Origin of the sequence: Sphingopyxis sp. H073 (assembly GCF_001468395.1) — a bacterium.
Classification (GTDB): Bacteria; Pseudomonadota; Alphaproteobacteria; order Sphingomonadales; family Sphingomonadaceae; genus Sphingopyxis.
Map to the genome: position 1 here is coordinate 257575 of NZ_LNSG01000002.1, position 20005 is coordinate 277579.

The window sequence follows — 20005 nt, forward strand, 5'->3', positions numbered from 1 at the left end:
AGTCCCTTCCGGGCCCCGTTTTCGTGGTCAGAGTGCGCAGGTCATGAAGCGGCTGAACGGATCGGGCCGGTAGTCGGAAAAGGGATCGCAATCCGCGAATCCATGCGCGCGATAGAGCGCTAGTGCCGGCTCGAACGCCGGGCCCGATCCGGTCTCGAGGCTGAGACGTTCGAGGCCCCGGGCGCGGGCCTGGTCCATGATGTGACCCAGCATCCGCGCAGCCACGCCCTGCCGCAAGAACGCCTCTGCGGTGCGCATCGACTTGATCTCGCCGTGGCGGCCATCGATCAGCTTGAGCGCGCCGCAACCGGCGAGTTCATCGCCCTTGTGGATCGACCAGAAGGTCACGCCGCCCGCGCGCAGACCGTCGAAATCGAGGAAATGGCAGCTGCCGGCCGGCGAGTTCGCCAGCATCCCCGCGAAATGCACCTCCAGCAAGGCCCGGATCGGTGCGCCCGACAGATCGTCCTCGACGATCCGCCAAGCGTCACTCACAGAAGCTGGTCCAGCGTCTGCAGACAGGCGTGCGCGAGCAGCTTCGACCGCTCGGGCGACCAGCCCTGCACCGGGTCGGGCAGATCACGATTGTCCTTGAAGGGCATCTCCAGCGTCATCGACACCGCGCCGAACCGTTCGGCGAGCTGGGTCGTCGACATCGACATATTCGCCTGCCCCGGCGCCGATTCGGCATAGCCGAGATCGGTCTGGAAATCGGGGGTGTTCGCGGCAAGCGCCTGTTCAAACGCTTTATATTTTTCAATCTGTCCGGGCTTCAGCGACTTGATCCCCTCAAAGCCGGCGAGGAAGACTGCAGGGATCGCCTCGTCGCCATGGACGTCCATCGCCCAGTCGACCCCGCTTTCGTCCATCGCGTCGCGGACGCAAAGCACTTCGGGGCTGCGTTCGGCGGTCGGATTATCCCACTCGCGGTTGAGGTTCACGCCCGCATAGTTGGTGCGAAGGTGGCCGCCGCGCGAGCCGTCGGGATTCATGTTCGGCACGATATGGAAGCGGCACTTCTGCCTCAGCGAGCGCGCCCAGGGATCGGTGAGGTCAGTGAGCATTTCGAGCGCGCCCTCCATCCACCATTCGGCCATCGATTCGCCGGGATGCTGGCGCGCATAGAGCCACACCTGCGTCGCGCCGGTGCCGAGTTCTATGCAGTCGATCGGCTGGCCCTCGAGGCTGGTGCCGAGGCAGCGATAGGTCACCCCCTCGCACTCGGCGACCGAGGCGATCAGGTCGTGGTGCCGCTCCATCGAATAAGGCGCGAAATAGGCAAGCCACAGGATCGGGCTTTCGGCGGTATGCCGGATCGCGAGTTCGCCAGCGCCCGCATCATAGCTGGTGTCGAGACGGAACCAATGGTCGCGATCGCTGCTCGCGCAGACGGCGTAGCCCGGCCAGCCCTCGGGATAGGCCGACCCGGCGAGCCCGCCGATGGTGAGATCGAGTTCGTCGCCGACGTCGCACGCGACGCGGAAGTGAAACCATTGATAGAAATCGGATTCGCGATCCTTGCGGATCGAAAGGCGCGCCGACGTGCCGTCGACCGAATCCACGACGATGTTGCCGCTGTCGAAAGCGGCGGTGATGCTGATGGTCATGGGACGCTGATAGTGCGTCCCGATTCGCCGGGGAAGTCCTTGAATAGCGCCTCGGCCAATTTCGCCGCGGCGAGACTCGGCTGCGCCGCCGGGGCCTTGACCGGCACCGCAGTCAGCGCGCGGCCCTCCCACAGCGCCTGCCCCGTCGCGGCATCGTCGATACGCACCGAAAGCTGGAGGTCGGCCATCCGCTTTGGCCCGCCGCCGAGATTGAAGCCGATGCCGAGCCCGACGCCAGAACCATAGCTGCCAGTCGAGCCGCCGACCCCGACCGAGACGGGCGAACGGCGCGGGCCATCGAGTTGCTGGGAGCGATCGAAGCCGACGCGGACGCGAAGCGGCGCGGTTTCATTGGCGCCCGCAGCGACGAGACCCTGCCGCTGCAACTGCTGTTCGACCGCGGCGCGATAGCTGTTCCATTCGATCGACGGCATCGCGGCCGGATCGTCGAGCGGGGCGGTCTGGATCGCGTAGCGCGTGCCCGGTGCCCAGCCGGGGATGGCATTGTGAAATCGGGTGACTTCGACCGGCGGCACGGCCGTCGCACAGCCGCCAAGCGCGAGCGCCGCTGCGGAGAGCAGGGCGACGGAAAGATGATGCATCATCGGGCGATCATGCGCCACGAATAATGGCTTGGCAATGAACGGGATGCGCGAAGCTTCGCAAAGCGGCGCGGGCCCTGCCGAACCGAAAAGGGCGGGACCCGATCCCGCCCTTCACCATCACCGATAGAAGATGTGATTGTCGATCGCAGCGACGCGCGTCTTGCGCCAACCCGGCGAGACATAGCGGGCGTGGAAGAAGAGCGCACCCGGCGCCTGGTTCTTCCAGCTGCCCTCGCGCGCGATCTGCGCGATTGCAACCGCGTTGTTCCACTGCGTGCCTTGGCGCATCGCGGGCATCCGGCCGCCGCGCACGAAGCTGAACTGGCTCGGCTGGTGGACGACGCCGCACAGGCTCTTGGGGAAACGGCCCGACTTGGCGCGGTTGATGACGACATGCGCAACCGCGAGCTGGCCGGCGAGCGATTCGCCACGCGATTCGAAATAGACCGCGCCGGCCAGACAGCGCAGTTCATCGTCCAGATCGGCCGGCCGCGGGGTCGCGGCGACGAGTTCGGCAAGCGTATCGACGTCCAGCGGAACCGCCTTGGGCTCGACGGTGGATTCGTCCTTAATTTCAGGGGTTGGCTCGACCGGGGTCTGGGCTTCGGTCGGCAGGTCCGCCGGCGGCTCGGTTGCCGTCGTGTCGGCAAGCGGCAGGGTGATCGCGGGCAGGTTCGCGCTAGTCGCGAGATCGCTCGCGAAACCCGGTTCGGCCAGTGAAAGTGCGGCCACGGCGGTCATGCCGACGGCAGCCATACCGGCCACGTTCAGAATGCGACTCATATATTCCGTCAAAAGGGCAGATGACGGACCGAAACCAAAGAACAGGCGGGCGAGCTAATTTTGCTCAGTGCCGCCTGCGGCCGTCACCCGACTGCGTGTCCGAACCGTTTTGCCGGGTGCTTCGCCGAAACGTCGCAACCCTCGGAACGACCTACGCGTTATGGGGTGCGCGGCACCTATTGTGCGGCGCAACAGAGTCAAGTTAACGCAGCCCACTCCGCGACGAGTCGTGGCGCATCTGCGATATCCAGTTCAACGATCCACAGATCGGGATCGGCCTTTCGCCGCCGTTCGCGATAGTTTTCGCGCGATTCACCATCCTTTGGGTCATCGGGGCCCACGGACTCCCAGACATAGGCGCCATCCATTGAAAAGCGCCGTTCCAGCAGCGGTCCGGGTTCACCGCGATCGCTGCACTGGACGAGAATTACGCCCGACGTGTCGTCCCCTTTGCCGAGAACAGCCGCAAAACCGCCGGCCGCTTCGGTTCGCCGCATCAGCAGATCGACGAGAAACCGGCTCTTGAGCCGCGTCACGGGAAAATCCGGCGCGCGACGTTACGCCGCGTCACGCGTTTCGGCGTCGGCGAGCAAAGCATACAGCGCTTCGTCGTTCTTCGCGCCGCGCAGCCGTTCGGCGAAGCTGTCGTTGCGGAGCATCCGCGACACGCCCGCGAGCGCTTTCAGATGGTCGGCGCCGGCGTCGAGCGGCGAGAGCAGCACGAAAAGCAGATCGACAGGTAGTCCGTCGACCGCCTGGAAGTCGATCGGCCGCGCGAGCTGCAGGAAAAGGCCGCGGACCCCGGTCAGATCCGCCATCTTGGCGTGCGGGAGCGCAATCCCACGCCCGAAACCCGTCGAGCCCAGGCGCTCTCGCTCGAGCAGCGCCTCGCTGACCTCGCCGGCGTCGAGGCCGAGCGAACGGCTCGCAAGGTCGCCGACGAAGGGAAAGAGCGCCTTTTTCGAATCGAGCTGCACATGCGCACGCACGGTCGCCGGGTAGAGAAGGGAAGAAAGGTTCATCACTTTGGTCAAATCTGTAAAACGCCGGTTCGTTGCCGACCAGGACATCCTGCGGGCAAACGATCACGGATCCGTCGTGGCAGGCCCCCGCCATCCCAGCATCGGGCATCGTTGGGCGCGGCCCTTAGGCCGGATGGCGGAGAAAATCCAGTCCTTTGTCCCGCTGCTATCGTCCTAGCGGGGTTCGACCCAGCCGATCGTGCCATCCTCGCGCCGGTACACCATGTTGTGCGAGCCGGTCTTGCTGTTGACGAAGAGCAAGGCGTTGGTGTTGCGGAGGTCGAGCATCATCACCGCGTCGGACACGCTGCTGGTCGGAATGTCGACGCGCGTTTCGGCGATGATCGCAGGCGCGTCGCCCGCATCCTCTTCCTCGGTCCCGGTGTCGAAAACGGTGTAGCTGGCGTTGTCCTCGATCTCGTCGAGCGAGGCGGCCAAGGTGGCGCCCGCGGCGCTGTTGCGGTCCTTGAGTCGGCGCATATAGCGTCTGAGCTGCTTTTCGATGCGCTCGGCCGCGCCCTCGAACGCGACATGCGCGTCCTGCGCCTGGCCGTGCCCCTTGAGCACCAGCCCCTGCATCACATGCGCGACGATGTCGCACTGAAAACTGTCGTGCGGCCCTTTTCCGAAGGTCGCGTGCGCCCCGATCGCCCGCGAGAAATATTTGTCGGCAATCGCGTTCATCCGGTCCGACACATGCGCCTGCAGCGCTTCGCCGGTTTCGATCTGGTGGCCAGAGACGCGGATTTCCATTTTTCTTCTCCTTCCAGGGTCGCGCGAGCGGCGGGGAGGCCGCTACGGGCTATCGTGCCACAAAGGTTGGTTGAGTGCGGCGACGAACTCGGTGTGGCGCGCCAGCTCGGCGGCCGTGGCACCATGCGGGCGGGGCTCGCGGAACGCGCGCGCGGGAGCCGCCGCGCGAACCGGGGCGGCGGCGAGCGAACGCCCTACGTCTACCGATTGCGCCGCAAGGCCCAGGCCGATCTGCCGGCCGCCGGTCATTTCGATGTAGAGGTGCGCGAGAAGCTCGGCGTCGAGCAACGCGCCATGCTTGATACGGTGGCTGCGGTCGATGCCGTAGCGCGTGCAGAGCGCGTCGAGGCTGTGCTTCGCGCCCGGATGCAGCTTGCGCGCCATCTGCACGGTGCAACGCATCCGGTTCATGTCGAGCGCGGGACGTCCCGCGAGCATCAACTCGGCGTTGACGAAGCCGAAGTCGAAGGCGGCATTGTGCGCCACCATCGGCGCATCCCCCAGAAACTCCATCAGCTCGTCGACCCGAGTCGCGAAAAGCGGCTTGTCCGACAGGAACTGGATCGACAGGCCGTGCACGGCTTCGGCGGCAGCGGGCATGTCGCGCTCGGGATTGAAATAGGCGTGGAAGGTGACGCCCGTTTCGCGTCGGTCGATCAATTCGACGCACCCGATTTCGACCAGCCTGTCCCCGGTTTTGGGATCGAGCCCCGTGGTTTCGGTATCGAATATTATCTCACGCATCGAGGCGTCAATCTGGACCCTATCGCGCGCGGAAACAAGAGGCGATGGCGCGAATCTGGCGGCGTGTATAGCTTTTCGGACGCCCCGTTTCGATGACGAAATCGGCACGCGCGCGCTTGACGCGGTCAGGCACCTGCAGGTGGCGAATCGCCTTCAGCTTGGCGCGCGTCATCCCGGGGCGCCGCATCACGCGCTTCGTCTGCATCCACACCGGCGCCGAGACGACGGCGATCGCGCCGACGCGGCGCCAGCCGCCCTTTTCGAAAAGCAGCGGGATGTCGAGGATGACGACGTCGCGCGCGCGGTGGCGCATCAGGAATCGATGTTGCGCCTTCGCCACCGCAGGGTGGACGATCGCTTCGAGCGCGGCGAGTTCGTGGGTGTCGCCAAGGACGTGTGCGCCGAGTTTTTGCCGGTCGACGCCGTGTGGACCGGTGGTGCCGGGAAAGCGCGCCTCGATCGCCGCGACCAGCGCCCCGCCCGGGCCCTGCAGCCGATGCACCTCGGCATCGGCGTCGAACACCGGTACGCCCTCACGCTCGAACATCCTGGCCGCGGTCGACTTGCCCATCCCGATCGACCCGGTGAGCCCGAGGATGAACGGACGGCGAAGCCGCGCACCGAGATGGTTGTGGAACCTCATGTAGTAAGCAGCGACCGCAGTTCGTCATCGCGGCCTTCGGGGGGCGATCGGCCGAAAAACAGTTCGAAGGCCAGCGCGGCCTGGCCGACCAGCATGTCGAGCCCGTCGACGGTGTCGAGTCCGCGCGCCTCGGCGGCCTTGAGGAGACCGGTCCGAAGCGGGGCATAGACGAGATCATAGACGATCGCGTCTTCGGGTAGGGGGGACAGGTCGAGATCGAGCGGCGGCTGGCCGGTCATGCCGAGGCTGCTGCTGTTCACCAGCAGTGACACCGGCGGCAGCGCGGCATCGAGCCCGACGACCTCGCCCTTGAGCCCGAAGGTGGCAAGCAGGCCCATCGCCTTGAGCGGCGACCGATTGAGAATCGTGACATGAGCAACGCCCGCCCGCGCAAGCGCGAACAGCACCGCACGCGCTGCGCCGCCGGCGCCGACCACCGCCACAGCGGCGCCGTCGAGGTCGAGCTCGGCGAGCGGGGCATAGAATCCCGCGGCATCGGTGTTGGTGCCGATCAGCGCGCCGTCCGGCTGCCGCACGACGGTGTTCATCGCGCCGATCGTCCCGCGGATATCGCCGGGATCGTCCACCACATCCATCACCGCGACCTTGTGCGGGATGGTGACGTTGCAGCCGCGCCAGTAGGGATCGGCCTTGCGATCGGCGATATAGCCTTCGAGCGCTTCGGGTTTCACATGCGCGCGGCGATAGTCGCCGTCGATGCCAATCGCGTCGAGCCAGAAACCATGGATGAGCGGCGACTTCGAATGGGCGATCGGATCGCCGATCACTTCGGCATAAGGCTTGCTCATCGCGGCGCCAATCCGGTCGCGCGCAGCCATGCCATCAACGGAAGCATCGGCATGCCGATGATGGTCCAGGGGTCGCCTTCGACCCGGTCGAATAATTGCACGCCTGCCCCCTCGATCTCGTAGCATCCGACGGTCCAGCGGATGCTGTCCCAGTTTTTCGCCACATAGTCGGCGATGAAGGCGTCGGACAAGGGACGCATCCAGAGCTTGGCTTCGCCGATCGCACGCCACACCGGCGCCCCGTCGCGCGCGGCGACCGCCGCGCTGAAAAGCCGGTGGCGCGTACCCGCCATGCGACGAAGATGATCGGCCGCCTCGTCGGGGCTTTCCGGTTTCGACAGCATCGACCCATCTTCGAGCGCGAGCGTCGAATCGGCGCCGATCACAGTGACGCCGGGAAGTCGCGAGGAAATCTTCACCGCCTTCGCCTCGGCGAGCGCGTCGGCGATGTTGCGCGGAGTCTGACCGGCGTCGAGCAGCGATGCGGTGAGTGCCTCCTCGTCGACATGCGCAGCGCTGGTTTCGAATGTCAGCCCGGCGGCGCGGAACATCGCGGCGCGGCCGCTGCTTTGCGAAGCGAGGAGCAGGCCCGTGCTGAGCGAAGTCGAAGGGGTCATGCGGCGCTACGATCCTCGACGAGCTTGATCACCGCCGCTGCGGTTTCCTCGATCGAGCGGCGCGTCACGTCGATCACCGGCCAGCCGTTGTCGGCGAACATGCGGCGCGCGTAAGCAAGCTCGGCCTTCACCCGCTCGTCGTCGACGTAGGAGGTTTCGGGCGCCTGATTGAGCGAAAGCAGCCGGTTGCGACGCACCTGCACAAGGCGGTCGAGACCGGTGGTGAGTCCGACAACGAGCGGCTTCCTGAGATTGTAAAGCGCATCGGGCGGCGGCGATTCGGGAACGATCGGAATGTTCGCGGTCTTGAAACCGCGGTTCGCGAGATAGATGCTCGTCGGTGTCTTCGAAGTCCGCGACACGCCGGCGAGGACAATATCAGCCTGCTCCCAATTCTCCCATCCGATCCCGTCGTCGTGCGCGACCGTGAACTGGATTGCTTCGACCCGCGCGAAATAGGCGGCGTCGAGCTGGTGTTGGCGCCCCGGCCGCGCCTTGGCCTGTTGCCCCAGCATCCGCGACAGCGCATCGGTCACCGCATCGAGCGCCGGAACCGTCGGCAGGTTGAGCGCCGCCGCGCGTCGTTCGAGGCTCGCACGCAGCTCGCCGTTCACGAGAGTGAATAGGATCATGCCGGGGCTCGCCCGCACTTCATCGATGATCCGGTCGAGATGCGATTCCGAGCGCACCATAGGCCAGAAATGGCGCACAACCTCGACGTCGTCGAACTGCGCAATCGCCGCCTTGGCGATGTTTTCGAGCGTCTCGCCCGTGGAATCGGATATAAGATGCAAGTGGAGCCGGCCCATGCGGCATCCTTTCGCGGCGACGGCATAAAAGGCAAGCAAAGCCTTCGTCCGCACATCGTCGCCGACCTACCCCGAAAGGCTGAAACTACCCCCTGTGGATAGTTTGCCGAATAAGTGCCGGGACAAGATCGGCAGGTAGAATTCATCCCCGACGCTGCCGATTCCGCTCCACCGCTTTTCCACAAGGGACGAAATTTATCCACAGGCTGTGAATTTGGGGGAGAGGCGCTCGCGACTCCCTGACGCAACACGTGACACATGGAGTCAATATGTTGGCAAAAGGGGTGCTGCGCCCTAAAGCCGCGCTGTCCGCCGACCAAAAACCACCACAATATCTTTAAATGTATATGATGAGAGAAAGAGGGGCCGTGTGAGGGCGTCGTCGAAGAGCTTGCTGGCAACGCTGCGCGGGGTGCGGCAGGAAAAGCCAGCGCTATGGCTGATGCGCCAGGCGGGGCGCTATCTTCCCGAGTATCGCGCGCTCAGGGAAACCAAGGGCGGGTTCCTCGAGCTTTGCTATGACAGCGAGGCGGCGGCCGAAGTCACGCTGCAGCCGATCCGGCGGTTCGGATTCGACGGCGCGATCCTCTTCTCGGACATTCTCGTTGTCCCGCACGCGCTGGGTCAGAAGCTATGGTTTGAGGCAGGCGAGGGGCCGCGGCTCGCGCCCCCGCTCGTCGACAGCGCGTTGGCGTCGCTCGAGGCGATGCCGCAGCGGCTCGATCCGGTCTATGGTACCGTCGCGCGCGTCGCGGCGTCGCTGCCGGCCGAAACGACCTTCCTCGGCTTTGCGGGCAGCCCGTGGACGGTTGCGACTTATATGGTTGCGGGGCAGGGATCGAAGGACCAGGCGCAGGCGCGCCGCCTGGCATTCGGCGATCCAGTGGCGTTTCAGGCGATCATCGACGCGATCGTCGACCTGTCGGTCACCTATCTTTCGGGCCAGATCGAGAATGGCGTCGAGGCCGTCCAGCTTTTCGACAGCTGGGCGGGGAGTCTCAGCCCCGCGCAGTTCGAACGCTGGGTGATCGCCCCCAATGCCGAGATCGTCCGCCGATTGAAGGCGCTGCATCCCGACACGCCGGTGATCGGCTTTCCGAAAGGGGCCGGGGGCAAGCTTCCAGACTATGCGAACGAGGTCGGCGCCGATGCCATCGGTCTCGACGAGACGGTCGATCCGGTGTGGGCCGACAAGGCGCTGCCGGCGCATCTGCCGGTGCAAGGCAATCTCGACCCGCTGGCGCTCGTGGCGGGTGGTGAAGCGCTCGATACGGCGATCGACCGCATCCTTGCGGCCTTCCCCGATCGTCCCCATATCTTCAATCTCGGTCATGGCATCGTCCCCGACACGCCGATCGCTCATGTCGAGCATCTGATCCGGCGCGTCCGTGGATAGGCGGGACTTATGGAACTGGCAGGATTCTTGGGGGTGACGATGCTTTGGGTCAAAGCCGCGCACGTCATTTTCGTGATCTTTTTCATGGCGGGCCTGTTCATGATGCCGCGCTTCTTCGTCTATCACCACCAATGCCCCGTGGGGTCGGATGAGGACAGGAAGTGGATCGAGCGCGAGGATCGCCTGCGCAAGATTATCCTGAATCCGTCGATCCTGTTCGTCTGGATCTTTGGGCTGATGCTCGCGTTCAACGGCGATTATTGGCACGAGGGCTGGTTCATTGCCAAATTCCTGACCGTTGTCGCGCTGTCCGGCTACCATGGCTGGATGATCGGCTATTTCAAGAAGCTGGCGAAGGGCGAGCGCCCGCTGACCGAGAGGCAACTGCGGATGCTCAACGAAGTTCCCGGCATCGCGGCAGCGCTCGTCGTCATCCTGGTGATCGTCCGTCCCTTCTAAGGCTTCGGCCCTTTTGAGGTTTCGGATCGGCGCAGCCGCGATTGACTTGGCTGGCGGCCGGTTATAGGGGCCGATCAACCCCGTTTTTCAGCGGGCGGCGCCTCGATACGCCGATCTATCGATAACGGTCGTCCCACGGCCGGATAGGCACCAGCCGGTGCGACGAATTTTTTGTCCAAATTTCTTACTGAATTTCTACCCGGAATCTATCCCATGCACCTCAAAGAACTCAAAACAAAAGCGCCCGCCCAACTCGTCGAAATGGCAGAGGAATTGGGTGTCGAGGGCGCGTCGACCTTGCGCAAGCAGGACCTGATGTTCTCAATCCTGAAGGAACTCGCCGAGGAGGGCGAGGAAATCATCGGGTCGGGCACGATCGAGGTTCTCCCGGACTCGTTCGGTTTCCTGCGCTCGTCGGAGGCCAATTATCTGGCCGGCCCCGACGATATTTATGTCTCGCCCAACCAGGTCCGCAAATATGGCCTGCGCACCGGCGACACCGTCGAGGGCGAGATCCGCGCGCCGCGCGACGGCGAGCGCTATTTTGCGCTGACCAAGCTCATCAAGGTCAATTTCGACGATCCCGAGGCGGTGCGTCACCGGGTCAATTTCGACAATTTGACCCCGCTCTATCCGAACCAGAAGCTGTCGCTCGACACCGTCGATCCGACCGTCAAGGACAAGTCGGCACGGGTGATCGACCTCGTCAGCCCGCAGGGCAAGGGCCAGCGCGCGCTGATCGTCGCGCCGCCGCGCACGGGTAAGACGGTGCTGCTCCAGAATATCGCCAAGGCGATCACCGACAACCATCCCGAGGTTTACCTCATCGTCCTCCTCGTCGACGAACGTCCCGAGGAAGTCACCGACATGCAGCGCAGCGTGAAGGGCGAGGTCGTATCCTCGACCTTCGACGAACCCGCGACGCGCCACGTCCAGGTTGCCGAAATGGTGATCGAAAAGGCGAAGCGCCTGGTCGAGCACAAGAAGGACGTCGTGATCCTGCTCGATTCGATCACACGCCTCGGCCGCGCCTACAACACCGTGGTACCCTCGTCGGGCAAGGTGCTGACCGGCGGTGTCGACGCCAACGCGCTCCAGCGTCCGAAGCGCTTCTTCGGCGCCGCGCGAAACATCGAGGAAGGCGGTTCGCTGTCGATCATCGCGACCGCGCTGATCGATACCGGCAGCCGCATGGATGAAGTCATCTTCGAAGAATTCAAGGGCACGGGTAACTCGGAAATCGTGCTCGACCGCAAGGTCGCCGACAAGCGCATCTTCCCGTCGCTCGACGTCGGCAAGTCGGGCACCCGCAAGGAAGAACTGCTCGTCGAGAAGGACAAGCTCAGCAAGATGTGGGTGCTTCGCCGTATCCTCATGCAGATGGGGACGGTCGACGCGATGGAATTCCTGCTCGACAAGATCAAGGATTCCAAGACCAACGAAGATTTCTTCGACAGCATGAACCAGTAAGCCGGCAAAATGGCCGTCATCGAACACGCCTTGCTTCCCGTTCGTGCGGGAAGCGAAGCCGGGTTCGAGGCGGCCTTTGCCGAGGCGCGGCCACTGATCGAGGCTTCGCCGGGATTTATCTCGATCGAAATTCGCCGCCCGACAGGAACCGGACAGCCTTATCTGCTTTTGGCAGAATGGAGGTCGATTGCGGATCATCGGGACGGCTTCCGGCAATCGGACCGCTACCAGCAATGGCGGACGTTGCTGCATCGCTTTTATGACCCTATGCCAGAGGTCAGCTATTTCGGAGAGCCACTGTGATCCTGGAAATCTTGACCCATGCCGGCGCAGCGGCGAGCGGCTTTGGCGGCCCCGGCGATATCTGGGCCGCGATCGTCAAGGATTTCTCCAACATCTCATCGCCAGCGGCTTTCTCGGCCTTTCTCCAGGTGCTGATGATCGACATCGTACTCGCGGGCGACAATGCGATCGTCGTCGGGGCGCTCGCCGCGGGGCTTCCCGCCGACCAGCGCAAGAAGGTGATCCTGATCGGCGTGCTCGCGGCGCTGGTGCTCCGTATCGCCTTCGCGCTCGTCGTGACGCAGCTCATGCAGATCGTCGGCCTGATCTTCGTCGGCGGACTGCTGTTGATCTGGGTCGCGTGGAAGATGTGGCGCGAGCTGCGCGAAGGTGCGCATTCGGCAGGTTCGCCCGAGATCGAGGGTGACGAGCATTCGGGGCTCAAGCCTGCCAAGAGCTTTGCTGCCGCCGCGTGGGCGGTCGCGATTGCCGATGTGTCGATGAGCCTCGACAATGTCCTTGCGGTTGCCGGAGCGGCGCGCGAGCATCCGGGGATCCTGATCGTCGGGCTGATCTTCGCGGTCGCGCTGATGGGCCTCGCAGCGAATGTCATCGCCAAATATATCGAGCGCTATCGCTGGATTGCCTACATCGGGCTCGCCGTGATCCTCTATGTCGCGGTGAAGATGATCTACGAGGGCTGGATCGATCCCGGCGTTGGGATCGGAACGCTGTTCGGCTAGAAAAGGAAAAGCCAGTCCTTCGCGGGGCTGGCTTTTTTCCCAACGGCTCCCCATTTGACGCTCATGCCCCCGCTTCACATGACCCGCGTCGCCGTCGGCTGCGCCGACTATCCGGCGCTTCAGGCGCGGATCGCAAACTTTGCGCAAGCCAGCGAAGTTCGTTTCACGACGCGGTTCAAACCCAAGCGCGCCGACGAACTGATCGGCGGCAAGCTCCACTTTATCGTGAAGCACACGCTGGTCGGGCGGGTCGAGATATTGCGGTTCGACGATCGCGATGACGGGCGCATCGATATCGTCTGCGCCGCCCAACTTGAACGCGTGCATCCGCAACCGAAGCGTGCGCATCAGGGCTGGCGCTATCTGACCGATGCAGACGCGCCGAAGGGCGTCGATGACGCGAGCGGGCTTGGTGAGCTGCCGCCCGAATTGTATCGCGAACTCGCTGAACTCAGCCTTATCTAGAGGGCGGCGCGAAAGCTGTTGGCGCGTGCCATCGCCCAGTAACGCGCACCCGATACCGAGTCCGGATCGTCGAGCAGCACGCCGCGATCATAGAATTTATAGATACGATCGATCGAATCCGAGCGAGCCGAATTGAGCCGTTCGTGCAGGTGATGCGGCCGGATCTGCCAGGGGCTGTCGAGCCCCATCGCGCAGCTGATGTCCCAGAGCGCCGACACTGTGGCGGCCTGAAAGCGGCGAACCCGTTCGGCCTTGTCCTCGACCACGAGCCCGCGCTGGCGGCCGGGATCCTGTGTCGCGACGCCTGTCGGGCATTTGTCGGTGTGGCACTTGAGCGACTGGACGCATCCCAATGTGAACATGAAGGCGCGCGCGGCATTCGACCAGTCGGCGCCAAGCGCGCAGTTCATCGCAAGCCCTGCGCCCGAGTGGACCTTCCCCGACGCCGCCAGCTTCACCTCCTCCTTGAGTCCGCAGCCGACGAGTGCATTGCGCACGAAAATGAGGCCTTCGCGCAGCGGCATGCCAAGGCTGTTCGAAAACTCGATCGGGGCAGCGCCCGTGCCGCCTTCGGCCCCGTCGACGACGATATAATCGAGGCGGATGCCGGTCTCGATCATTGCCTTCATGACGGCATAAACTTCATGCGGCTGGCCGACGCAGAGTTTGATCCCGACGGGCTTGCCGCCCGACAATTCGCGCAGTTTCGCGGCCCATTCGACCAGTTCGATCGGGGTCGCAAAGGCGGAATGGGTGGCGGGCGAAACGCAGTCATGGCCTTTGGGGACGCCGCGGGTCGCAGCAATCTCGGCACTGACCTTCGCGCCGGGAAGAACACCGCCGTGCCCCGGCTTCGCGCCCTGGCTCAGCTTGATCTCGATCATCTTTATCTGATTATCGGTTGCGCGATCGCGAAAGCGATCGGGATCGAAGCGACCGGCATCGTCGCGGCAGCCGAAATAGCCGCTGCCAAGCTCCCAGACAATGTCGCCGCCGTGGATGCGATGGTAGGGGCTGAAGCCGCCTTCGCCGGTATCGTGATAAAAGCTGCCGAGCTTCGCACCCCGATTGAGCGCCTCGATCGCGTTCGCGCCGAGCGATCCGAAGCTCATCGCCGAGATATTGAGCAAGGCGGCGTCGTAAGGCTGCGAACATTGCGTGCTGCCGACCTTCACCCGCTGCGCCCGATCGGCGTGTGGCGTCGGTGCCATGCTGTGGCTCATCCACTCATATTCGTCCGAATAGACGTCAAGCTCGGTGCCGAACGGATGACTGTCGAGCTCACCCTTGGCGCGCGCGTAGACGATGTCGCGTTCGGTACGTGCAAAGGGGCGGCCGTCGAGTGGCCCTTCGACAACATACGAATAGAGAAACGGGCGCAGCTCCTCGAACAGCCAGCGGATGCGCGCGATCAGCGGGAAGTTGCGGCGGAGGCTGTGGTGCTGTTGGACGCTGTCGTAGATGGCGACCAGCAGCAGCGGGATCCACAACAGTAGCGTCCAGCGCGCTGGCGCCCACCAGCCCGCCAGTGCGATCGCGACGATGAGGATCGGATAGGCGATCAGCCGGAGCATCGCTTGCGAGCCGGACTAGCTTGCCTGCGCCGCGAGCATGGCGGCCATCTTCTCCCACACCTTGTTGATTGCCTTGAGCGGACGAACCATCACCTTGAAATCTTCAATTTTTCCTTCGTCGTTCCAGCGGATGATGTCGACACCGTTGATCTGGATGCCGTCTAGTTCGCTTTGGAATTCGAGCATCGCCTGGTCGCCGTCGACGATCTCGCGCAGATAGCGGAAATCATCGCCGCCAAGGACGTGGCTTGCAGCGTGGAGATAAGCGAAGACCTTGTCGCGGCCCTCCTGCGGCGTGTGGACCACGGGCGAGTGGAACACCGCATCCTCCGCAAGCAGGTCGCGTAGAGCCTGCGGATCGCCGCCGCCCGCCATATAGGCGTGCCAGGCGGCGAGACCGGGGTGGCGGCTCACGCGAGATGCTCGGCGAAGAAAGCGCGGGTGCGGCTGTCGGCGAGCTGCGCACCAGCCTCGTCGCGGCGGTTGCCGCTCGTTGCGGCGAACCCGTGGTCGAGCCCTTCGTAGTCGTGGAGCGTGACCTTGGGGTTCGGATCGAGGCCTTCGTGCATCTTCGCCTGTGCTTCGGGCCCGACGAGATGGTCGGCGGTCGGCACATGGAGCATCAGCGGGTGCGCGATCGCGTGGCTTTCGTTCAGCATCTGGTCGATCATGACGCCATAATAGCCGACCGAGGCGTTGATGTCGGTGCGCGCGGCGGTCATGTAGGCGAGGCGGCCGCCGAGGCAGAAGCCCACACACCCCACTTTGTTTGTGCCTTGCGCATGGAGCCAGCGGATCGCGGCTTCGATATCCTTCACGCCGAGGTCGGCATCATATTGGCCGAAATAGCCGAACGCTTCCTGAAGCTCGGCCTCGACATCGGGATCGAGTTCGACGCCGGGGGCGAAGCGCCAGAAAAGGTCGGGGGCGATCGCGAGATAGCCCTCAGCCGCCCAATCGTCGCATTTCTCGCGGATGCCGGCGTTCACACCGAAGATTTCGGGAATGACGATGATCGCGCGCGACGAATCGGCGTCGGGGCGCGCGACATAGGCTGGGATATCGCCTTCGCCGTCGAGTGCGGGGATGGTGATGTTCGTCGCGGACATGGGGAAGCTCCTGACTCTTGCCAACTGGGAGGGAAAGCGCGAAGCTAGCCGCCGTCAGGGCGCGGCTCAAGCGCCGAAAGGGGCGAAAGGCACGGCGATGAAATTCAATATCGAGATCGATTGCACGCCGGAGGAAGCGCGGCGGCTGTTCGGGCTTCCCGACCTCGAGCCGCTGCACGATATCTACCTGAGCCGCGTGAAGGAGCTGATGGCCAAGGGAATAACCCCCGACGTGGTGCAGCAAATGGTCAAGACGTGGGTGCCGATGGGCGGCAGCGGGCTTGAACTCGTCCAGTCGCTGCTCGGCCAGTTCGGCGGTGGGCTGATGGGCGGATCGCCGAAATCGAACGACGACGACAAAGGCTCCAAGGGGCGCAAGAGCTGAGCCAGGATGCAGCGAGTGACACGATTTTCGCGTTGTCGAGCGGGATGCCGCCGGCAGCGATCGGCGTCGTGCGGATCAGCGGGTCGCGGGCAGCGGAAGCGCTGACCGCGCTCGCCGGGCGGTTGCCCGAGCCGCGGCGGGCTTCGCTGGCGTCGCTGAAAGACGCGGCGGGCGCACCGCTCGATCGGGCGCTGGTCCTGTGGTTTCCGGGGCCGGCGACGGCGACGGGCGAGGATCTTGCCGAACTTCATCTTCACGGCGGCCGCGCAGTGGTCGCCGCGGTCGAGGCGGCTTTGGCGGCGTTGCCGGGGCTGCGCCATGCAGCGCCGGGTGAGTTCACCCGGCGGGCTTTCCTGAACGGCCGGATCGATCTGGCGGAGGCCGAGGGGCTCGCGGACCTGCTTGCGGCGGAGACCGAGAGCCAGCGGGTGCAGGCGCTGGGGCTGGCGAGCGGGCATGTGTCGCGTGCGGTTGCCGGTTGGCAGGATCGGCTGCTCGCGCTGATGGCGGGGGCAGAGGCCGAGCTCAATTTTGCCGATGAGGATGATGTCGAAGTTTACGAAGGTGCCGCGCAGCGTTTGATCGAGGGGATGGCCGAGCTGGGGGCGGAGCTCGGCGCATGGTTGGCGCGGCCCGCGGCGGAGGTGATTGCCGAGGGACTGTCGGTGGTGATCGCGGGGCCGCCCAATGCCGGAAAATCAACCCTGATCAATGCCTTGGCGCAGCGTGAACTGGCGATCGTGTCGCCGGTCGCGGGGACGACGCGCGATGTGATCGAGACGCCGCTCGCGCTTGACGGGATTGCGATGCGCTTTTCGGACACGGCGGGGATTCGCGCCGAGGGTGCCGACGCGATCGAGGCGATCGGGATCGACCGGGCGAAGGCGGCCGTCGATGCCGCGGACATATTGCTGTGGCTGGGACCGCCAAAAGACGTCCCCGAGCATCCGCGCGCGATCCTGATCGCGGCGCAGGCCGACCGCTGGCGCGGCGACGCGGCGGCCGAGGCCGACGCCGCGCGATGCGACCTGAGCCTGTCGGCGGCGACGGGCGAGGGGATGGACAGGCTCCACGCCTATATCGTCGAGATGGCGCGGACCTTGCTGCCGCGCGAGGGCGAGGCGGCGCTGCGCCAGCGGCAGCGCGCGGCGCTTGCCGAAGCAAAACAATGGCTTACGATCGAATCGGGCACGCGCGAGGCCGGCGATCTGATCCTGATCGCCGAGCGGCTGCGGCTCGCCGCGACCGCACTTGACCGGATCACCGGACGCGCGGGGGTCGAGGATATGCTCGATGCCTTGTTCGGGCGTTTCTGTATCGGGAAATGATGTTCCACGTGGAACAGATTATTCCGCAGGGCTGCGCGTAAGCGCGAATTTCTCACACAAAGACACAAAGATGGCGCGTTTACCCGCGGCCCGACGCGCCATCTTTGTGTCTTTGTGTGAGATCATATTGGCACCCACCATAAGGGCACAGACACAACGGCCGGGCGCACAGCCTTTTCACGCAAAGGCGTGAAGGCGCGAAGAAGACGGTAGTCCTCTTGCCTGTGCGGGCGACTCTTTGGCGTTGAGCGTGGATGGATTCGGGCCGTGGTTTCGGCTATGCGCGGCCGCAATCATGAACTCTGAAGCAACTTTCGATGTCATCGTCGTCGGCGGGGGCCACGCCGGGACCGAGGCCGCCGCCGCCGCGGCGCGGCTTGGTGCGCGCGTTGCGCTCGTCAGTTTCGATCCGGCGCTGATCGGCACGATGTCGTGCAACCCGGCGATCGGCGGGCTCGGCAAGGGCCATCTGATGCGCGAGGTCGACGCGCTCGATGGCTGGATGGCGCGCGCCGCCGACGGCGCGGCGATCCATTACCGGATGCTCAACGCCTCGAAGGGGGCGGCGGTGCAGGGGCCGCGCATCCAGGCCGACCGCAAACTCTATCGCGACGCGATCCAGGCGCTGCTCGCGGTCGAGGATGGCATCACCGTCGTTGCGGGTGAAGCGGCGGCTTTGACGCTGTCGGCCGATGGCGCGCGGGTCGAAGGGATCGAGCTCGGCGATGGATCGCAGTTGGTTGCCGGAGCGGTTGTGCTCGCGACCGGCACCTTCCTTGGCGGCAAGCTGTTCCGCGGCGAAGAGCGGATGGAGGGTGGACGCATCGGCGAAGCGGGGGCGCATAAACTCGCCCAACAGCTTCGTGCTGCCGATCTGCCGATGGCGCGGCTCAAGACGGGGACGCCGCCGCGGCTCGACGGGCGGACGATCGACTGGGCGCGGCTCGAGGAGCAGCCGTCGGACAGCGTCGAGGGCGCCGACTGGACCTGTTCCACGTGGAACAGTGCGCGGACGGTGCCGCAGATTTTCTGCGCGATCACGCGGACGAACGCCGAGGCCCATGCGATCATCGCGGCGAATCTCGACCGCTCGCCGCTGTTCACGGGCGCGATCGGCGCCGCGGGGCCGCGCTATTGCCCGTCGATCGAGGACAAGATCCACCGCTTCGCCGACCGCGACGGGCATCAGGTGTTTCTCGAACCCGAAGGACTCGATTCGCCCCTCGTCTATCCCAACGGCATCTCGACCTCGCTGCCCGCCGACGTCCAGCTCGCGATGCTGCGGACGATGGAAGGGCTCGAGGCGGTGGAAATGACCGTGCCGGGCTATGCCGTCGAATATGATCATATCGACCCCCGCGCGCTCGACCGCACCTTGCAGGTGCGCGCAATCGCCGGGCTGTGGTGCGCGGGGCAGATCAACGGCACGACGGGTTATGAGGAGGCGGCGGCGCAGGGGCTGGTCGCGGGGGCGAATGCGGCGCTCGCGGTGCAAGGGCGCGCGCCGCTGATCCTCGACCGCAGCGAATCCTATATCGGGGTGATGGTCGACGATCTGGTGCTGCAAGGGGTGACCGAGCCCTATCGCATGCTCACCGCACGCGCCGAGTATCGGCTGCGATTGCGCGCCGACAATGCCGCGACGCGGCTGACGCCGAAAGGCATCGCGATCGGGCTCGTCCGGCCCGCGACCGCCGCGCTGTTCGACGCGCGGCAGGCGGAACGGAAGAGGGCAGCGGCGCTGCTCGAGGCCCCCGTCGCGAGCGCCGATTATGCCCTGATCGGGATGGCGATTCCCGGCGACGGGGCGCAGCGCACGCGTGTCGAACTGCTCCGCTTTCCCGAGGTGGGCATCGCTACGCTCAGGATGCTCGCGCCGGAGCTCGAAGGCATCGACGACGGGATCTTGTCCGAACTCGCCGAGGATGCGCATTACGCGCCCTATATCGCACGGCAGGAGGCCGAGCTCCGCTCGCTCGCGGCGAACGAGGCGATCATTCTCGACCCCGCGCTCGACTATGGCGCGATCGGCGGTCTGTCGCGCGAGATGGTCGAACGGCTGAGCAAGGCACGGCCCGAAACGCTGGGGCAGGCGGCACGGATCGACGGGGTCACGCCGGCGGCGCTGACGGCGATCCTGGTGCATAGTCGGCGGCGGGCGGCTTGAGGGAGTGGTTTACAAGATTGGCATGGGTTTTTTTTGGGGGGAGAGCGGTCACTGTCCGCTACCCCTCGTCACTGCGGACTTGATCCGGGGTCCAGAAGGCGAGGGTGGCCATGGATCCCGGATCAAGTCCGGGATGACGAAGAAGGAATGTCTGAATTGGGGTGGGAAGCGGACGTATCAACAGCGTCGCCCCCGCGCAGGCGGGGGCCGATAGCCGCCTATTCCTGCGCGGCCG

Annotated in this window: 24 protein-coding genes; 9 read left to right on the forward strand and 15 right to left on the reverse strand. The window is 64.9% G+C overall.

Annotation, left to right across the window (positions count from 1 at the left end):
* Positions 1-27: 27 nt before the first annotated feature.
* The 12 genes from ATE64_RS04215 to ATE64_RS04270 all read right to left on the reverse strand — a co-directional run bounded on the left by ATE64_RS04215 (position 28) and on the right by ATE64_RS04270 (position 8392).
* Complete coding sequence (locus tag ATE64_RS04215; RefSeq protein ID WP_058454336.1) at positions 28-495, reverse strand: GNAT family N-acetyltransferase; 468 nt, start codon at positions 493-495, stop codon at positions 28-30.
* Positions 492-1607, reverse strand: coding sequence for a M14-type cytosolic carboxypeptidase (locus tag ATE64_RS04220; RefSeq protein ID WP_058454335.1), 1116 nt, complete (start codon positions 1605-1607; stop codon positions 492-494). The genes ATE64_RS04215 and ATE64_RS04220 overlap by 4 nt, the downstream gene beginning before the upstream one ends.
* Complete coding sequence (locus ATE64_RS04225) at positions 1604-2212, reverse strand: DUF4136 domain-containing protein (protein WP_058454334.1); 609 nt, start codon at positions 2210-2212, stop codon at positions 1604-1606. The genes ATE64_RS04220 and ATE64_RS04225 overlap by 4 nt, the downstream gene beginning before the upstream one ends.
* Positions 2213-2329: 117 nt before the next feature.
* Positions 2330-2995, reverse strand: a complete 666-nt coding sequence (locus ATE64_RS04230; RefSeq protein WP_058454333.1) for a cell wall hydrolase — start codon at positions 2993-2995, stop codon at positions 2330-2332.
* 197 nt (positions 2996-3192) lie between these two features.
* The gene (locus ATE64_RS04235) at positions 3193-3531 is read right to left on the reverse strand and encodes a DUF1491 family protein (protein WP_082657568.1); all 339 of its coding nucleotides are present in this window, start codon (positions 3529-3531) and stop codon (positions 3193-3195) included.
* Between the two features lie 21 nt (positions 3532-3552).
* Positions 3553-4017, reverse strand: coding sequence for a PTS sugar transporter subunit IIA (locus ATE64_RS04240; RefSeq protein WP_058454332.1), 465 nt, complete (start codon positions 4015-4017; stop codon positions 3553-3555).
* A 174-nt stretch (positions 4018-4191) separates the two neighbouring features.
* Positions 4192-4770, reverse strand: a complete 579-nt coding sequence (gene raiA, locus ATE64_RS04245; protein WP_058454331.1) for a ribosome-associated translation inhibitor RaiA — start codon at positions 4768-4770, stop codon at positions 4192-4194.
* Positions 4771-4812: 42 nt separating this feature from the next.
* Positions 4813-5514: a DNA polymerase III subunit epsilon gene (gene dnaQ, locus ATE64_RS04250; protein WP_058454330.1), complete on the reverse strand. Its 702-nt coding sequence runs from the start codon at positions 5512-5514 to the stop codon at positions 4813-4815.
* 19 nt (positions 5515-5533) lie between these two features.
* Positions 5534-6157 carry a dephospho-CoA kinase gene (gene coaE, locus ATE64_RS04255; protein WP_058454329.1) on the reverse strand — a complete coding sequence of 208 codons (624 nt, stop codon included), beginning with the start codon at positions 6155-6157 and terminating at the stop codon, positions 5534-5536.
* Positions 6154-6966 carry a shikimate dehydrogenase gene (gene aroE / locus ATE64_RS04260; RefSeq protein ID WP_058454418.1) on the reverse strand — a complete coding sequence of 271 codons (813 nt, stop codon included), beginning with the start codon at positions 6964-6966 and terminating at the stop codon, positions 6154-6156. Before aroE ends, coaE begins: the two co-directional genes overlap by 4 nt.
* Positions 6963-7583 carry a Maf family protein gene (locus ATE64_RS04265; RefSeq protein WP_082657569.1) on the reverse strand — a complete coding sequence of 207 codons (621 nt, stop codon included), beginning with the start codon at positions 7581-7583 and terminating at the stop codon, positions 6963-6965. The genes aroE and ATE64_RS04265 overlap by 4 nt, the downstream gene beginning before the upstream one ends.
* Positions 7580-8392 (reverse strand): pyruvate, water dikinase regulatory protein, encoded by an 813-nt coding sequence (locus ATE64_RS04270; RefSeq protein WP_058454416.1) that lies wholly within the window; start codon positions 8390-8392, stop codon positions 7580-7582. Before ATE64_RS04270 ends, ATE64_RS04265 begins: the two co-directional genes overlap by 4 nt.
* A gap of 370 nt (positions 8393-8762) precedes the next feature.
* Between ATE64_RS04270 and hemE the strand changes: the two genes are divergently transcribed.
* The 6 genes from hemE to ATE64_RS04300 all read left to right on the forward strand — a co-directional run bounded on the left by hemE (position 8763) and on the right by ATE64_RS04300 (position 13207).
* Positions 8763-9788 (forward strand): uroporphyrinogen decarboxylase, encoded by a 1026-nt coding sequence (gene hemE, locus ATE64_RS04275; protein ID WP_058454328.1) that lies wholly within the window; start codon positions 8763-8765, stop codon positions 9786-9788.
* A 39-nt stretch (positions 9789-9827) separates the two neighbouring features.
* Positions 9828-10247 (forward strand): CopD family protein, encoded by a 420-nt coding sequence (locus ATE64_RS04280; protein WP_231729044.1) that lies wholly within the window; start codon positions 9828-9830, stop codon positions 10245-10247.
* 213 nt (positions 10248-10460) lie between these two features.
* Positions 10461-11717 (forward strand): transcription termination factor Rho, encoded by a 1257-nt coding sequence (rho, locus tag ATE64_RS04285; RefSeq protein WP_058454326.1) that lies wholly within the window; start codon positions 10461-10463, stop codon positions 11715-11717.
* 9 nt (positions 11718-11726) lie between these two features.
* On the forward strand, positions 11727-12020 hold the full coding sequence (locus tag ATE64_RS04290; protein WP_058454325.1) for an antibiotic biosynthesis monooxygenase: 294 nt from the start codon (positions 11727-11729) through the stop codon (positions 12018-12020).
* Positions 12017-12742 carry a TerC family protein gene (locus tag ATE64_RS04295; RefSeq protein ID WP_197410105.1) on the forward strand — a complete coding sequence of 242 codons (726 nt, stop codon included), beginning with the start codon at positions 12017-12019 and terminating at the stop codon, positions 12740-12742. Before ATE64_RS04290 ends, ATE64_RS04295 begins: the two co-directional genes overlap by 4 nt.
* Before the next feature lie 63 nt (positions 12743-12805).
* Entirely contained in the window at positions 12806-13207 is a 402-nt protein-coding gene (locus ATE64_RS04300) for a DUF1489 family protein (protein WP_058454414.1), read from the forward strand.
* Here the strand turns inward: ATE64_RS04300 and ATE64_RS04305 are convergent.
* From ATE64_RS04305 to ATE64_RS04315, 3 genes are read right to left on the reverse strand one after another with little or no spacing between them, the layout of a single operon-like run.
* Positions 13204-14781, reverse strand: a complete 1578-nt coding sequence (locus tag ATE64_RS04305) for an FMN-binding glutamate synthase family protein (protein WP_058454324.1) — start codon at positions 14779-14781, stop codon at positions 13204-13206. The two genes, ATE64_RS04300 and ATE64_RS04305, sit on opposite strands and share 4 nt — an antisense overlap.
* A 15-nt stretch (positions 14782-14796) precedes the next feature.
* Positions 14797-15156, reverse strand: coding sequence for a nuclear transport factor 2 family protein (locus tag ATE64_RS04310; protein WP_058454413.1), 360 nt, complete (start codon positions 15154-15156; stop codon positions 14797-14799).
* Between the two features lie 35 nt (positions 15157-15191).
* Positions 15192-15890, reverse strand: coding sequence for a dienelactone hydrolase family protein (locus tag ATE64_RS04315; RefSeq protein ID WP_058454323.1), 699 nt, complete (start codon positions 15888-15890; stop codon positions 15192-15194).
* A gap of 97 nt (positions 15891-15987) precedes the next feature.
* On the opposite strand from ATE64_RS04315, the gene ATE64_RS04320 reads away from it, so the two are divergent.
* The 3 genes from ATE64_RS04320 to mnmG all read left to right on the forward strand — a co-directional run bounded on the left by ATE64_RS04320 (position 15988) and on the right by mnmG (position 19770).
* The gene (locus ATE64_RS04320; RefSeq protein WP_058454412.1) at positions 15988-16275 is read left to right on the forward strand and encodes a DUF6489 family protein; all 288 of its coding nucleotides are present in this window, start codon (positions 15988-15990) and stop codon (positions 16273-16275) included.
* A gap of 23 nt (positions 16276-16298) precedes the next feature.
* Complete coding sequence (gene mnmE, locus ATE64_RS04325; RefSeq protein ID WP_269433193.1) at positions 16299-17603, forward strand: tRNA uridine-5-carboxymethylaminomethyl(34) synthesis GTPase MnmE; 1305 nt, start codon at positions 16299-16301, stop codon at positions 17601-17603.
* Between the two features lie 295 nt (positions 17604-17898).
* The gene (mnmG, locus tag ATE64_RS04330; protein WP_058454321.1) at positions 17899-19770 is read left to right on the forward strand and encodes a tRNA uridine-5-carboxymethylaminomethyl(34) synthesis enzyme MnmG; all 1872 of its coding nucleotides are present in this window, start codon (positions 17899-17901) and stop codon (positions 19768-19770) included.
* The last annotated feature ends 235 nt before the right edge of the window (positions 19771-20005 follow it).

What these genes read in the sequence shown, in the direction of transcription:
- ATE64_RS04220 (WP_058454335.1), bottom strand. Translation starts at nt 1,607, where the DNA reads ATGACCATCAGCATCACCGCCGCTTTCGACAGCGGCAACATCGTCGTG.
- ATE64_RS04225 (WP_058454334.1), bottom strand. Translation starts at nt 2,212, where the DNA reads ATGATGCATCATCTTTCCGTCGCCCTGCTCTCCGCAGCGGCGCTCGCG.
- ATE64_RS04230 (WP_058454333.1), bottom strand. Translation starts at nt 2,995, where the DNA reads ATGAGTCGCATTCTGAACGTGGCCGGTATGGCTGCCGTCGGCATGACC.
- ATE64_RS04240 (WP_058454332.1), bottom strand. Translation starts at nt 4,017, where the DNA reads ATGAACCTTTCTTCCCTTCTCTACCCGGCGACCGTGCGTGCGCATGTG.
- raiA (WP_058454331.1), bottom strand. Translation starts at nt 4,770, where the DNA reads ATGGAAATCCGCGTCTCTGGCCACCAGATCGAAACCGGCGAAGCGCTG.
- dnaQ (WP_058454330.1), bottom strand. Translation starts at nt 5,514, where the DNA reads ATGCGTGAGATAATATTCGATACCGAAACCACGGGGCTCGATCCCAAA.
- coaE (WP_058454329.1), bottom strand. Translation starts at nt 6,157, where the DNA reads ATGAGGTTCCACAACCATCTCGGTGCGCGGCTTCGCCGTCCGTTCATC.
- aroE (WP_058454418.1), bottom strand. Translation starts at nt 6,966, where the DNA reads ATGAGCAAGCCTTATGCCGAAGTGATCGGCGATCCGATCGCCCATTCG.
- ATE64_RS04265 (WP_082657569.1), bottom strand. Translation starts at nt 7,583, where the DNA reads ATGACCCCTTCGACTTCGCTCAGCACGGGCCTGCTCCTCGCTTCGCAA.
- ATE64_RS04270 (WP_058454416.1), bottom strand. Translation starts at nt 8,392, where the DNA reads ATGGGCCGGCTCCACTTGCATCTTATATCCGATTCCACGGGCGAGACG.
- ATE64_RS04280 (WP_231729044.1), top strand. Translation starts at nt 9,828, where the DNA reads ATGCTTTGGGTCAAAGCCGCGCACGTCATTTTCGTGATCTTTTTCATG.
- rho (WP_058454326.1), top strand. Translation starts at nt 10,461, where the DNA reads ATGCACCTCAAAGAACTCAAAACAAAAGCGCCCGCCCAACTCGTCGAA.
- ATE64_RS04290 (WP_058454325.1), top strand. Translation starts at nt 11,727, where the DNA reads ATGGCCGTCATCGAACACGCCTTGCTTCCCGTTCGTGCGGGAAGCGAA.
- ATE64_RS04300 (WP_058454414.1), top strand. Translation starts at nt 12,806, where the DNA reads ATGCCCCCGCTTCACATGACCCGCGTCGCCGTCGGCTGCGCCGACTAT.
- ATE64_RS04305 (WP_058454324.1), bottom strand. Translation starts at nt 14,781, where the DNA reads ATGCTCCGGCTGATCGCCTATCCGATCCTCATCGTCGCGATCGCACTG.
- ATE64_RS04310 (WP_058454413.1), bottom strand. Translation starts at nt 15,156, where the DNA reads ATGGCGGGCGGCGGCGATCCGCAGGCTCTACGCGACCTGCTTGCGGAG.
- ATE64_RS04315 (WP_058454323.1), bottom strand. Translation starts at nt 15,890, where the DNA reads ATGTCCGCGACGAACATCACCATCCCCGCACTCGACGGCGAAGGCGAT.
- ATE64_RS04320 (WP_058454412.1), top strand. Translation starts at nt 15,988, where the DNA reads ATGAAATTCAATATCGAGATCGATTGCACGCCGGAGGAAGCGCGGCGG.
- mnmG (WP_058454321.1), top strand. Translation starts at nt 17,899, where the DNA reads ATGAACTCTGAAGCAACTTTCGATGTCATCGTCGTCGGCGGGGGCCAC.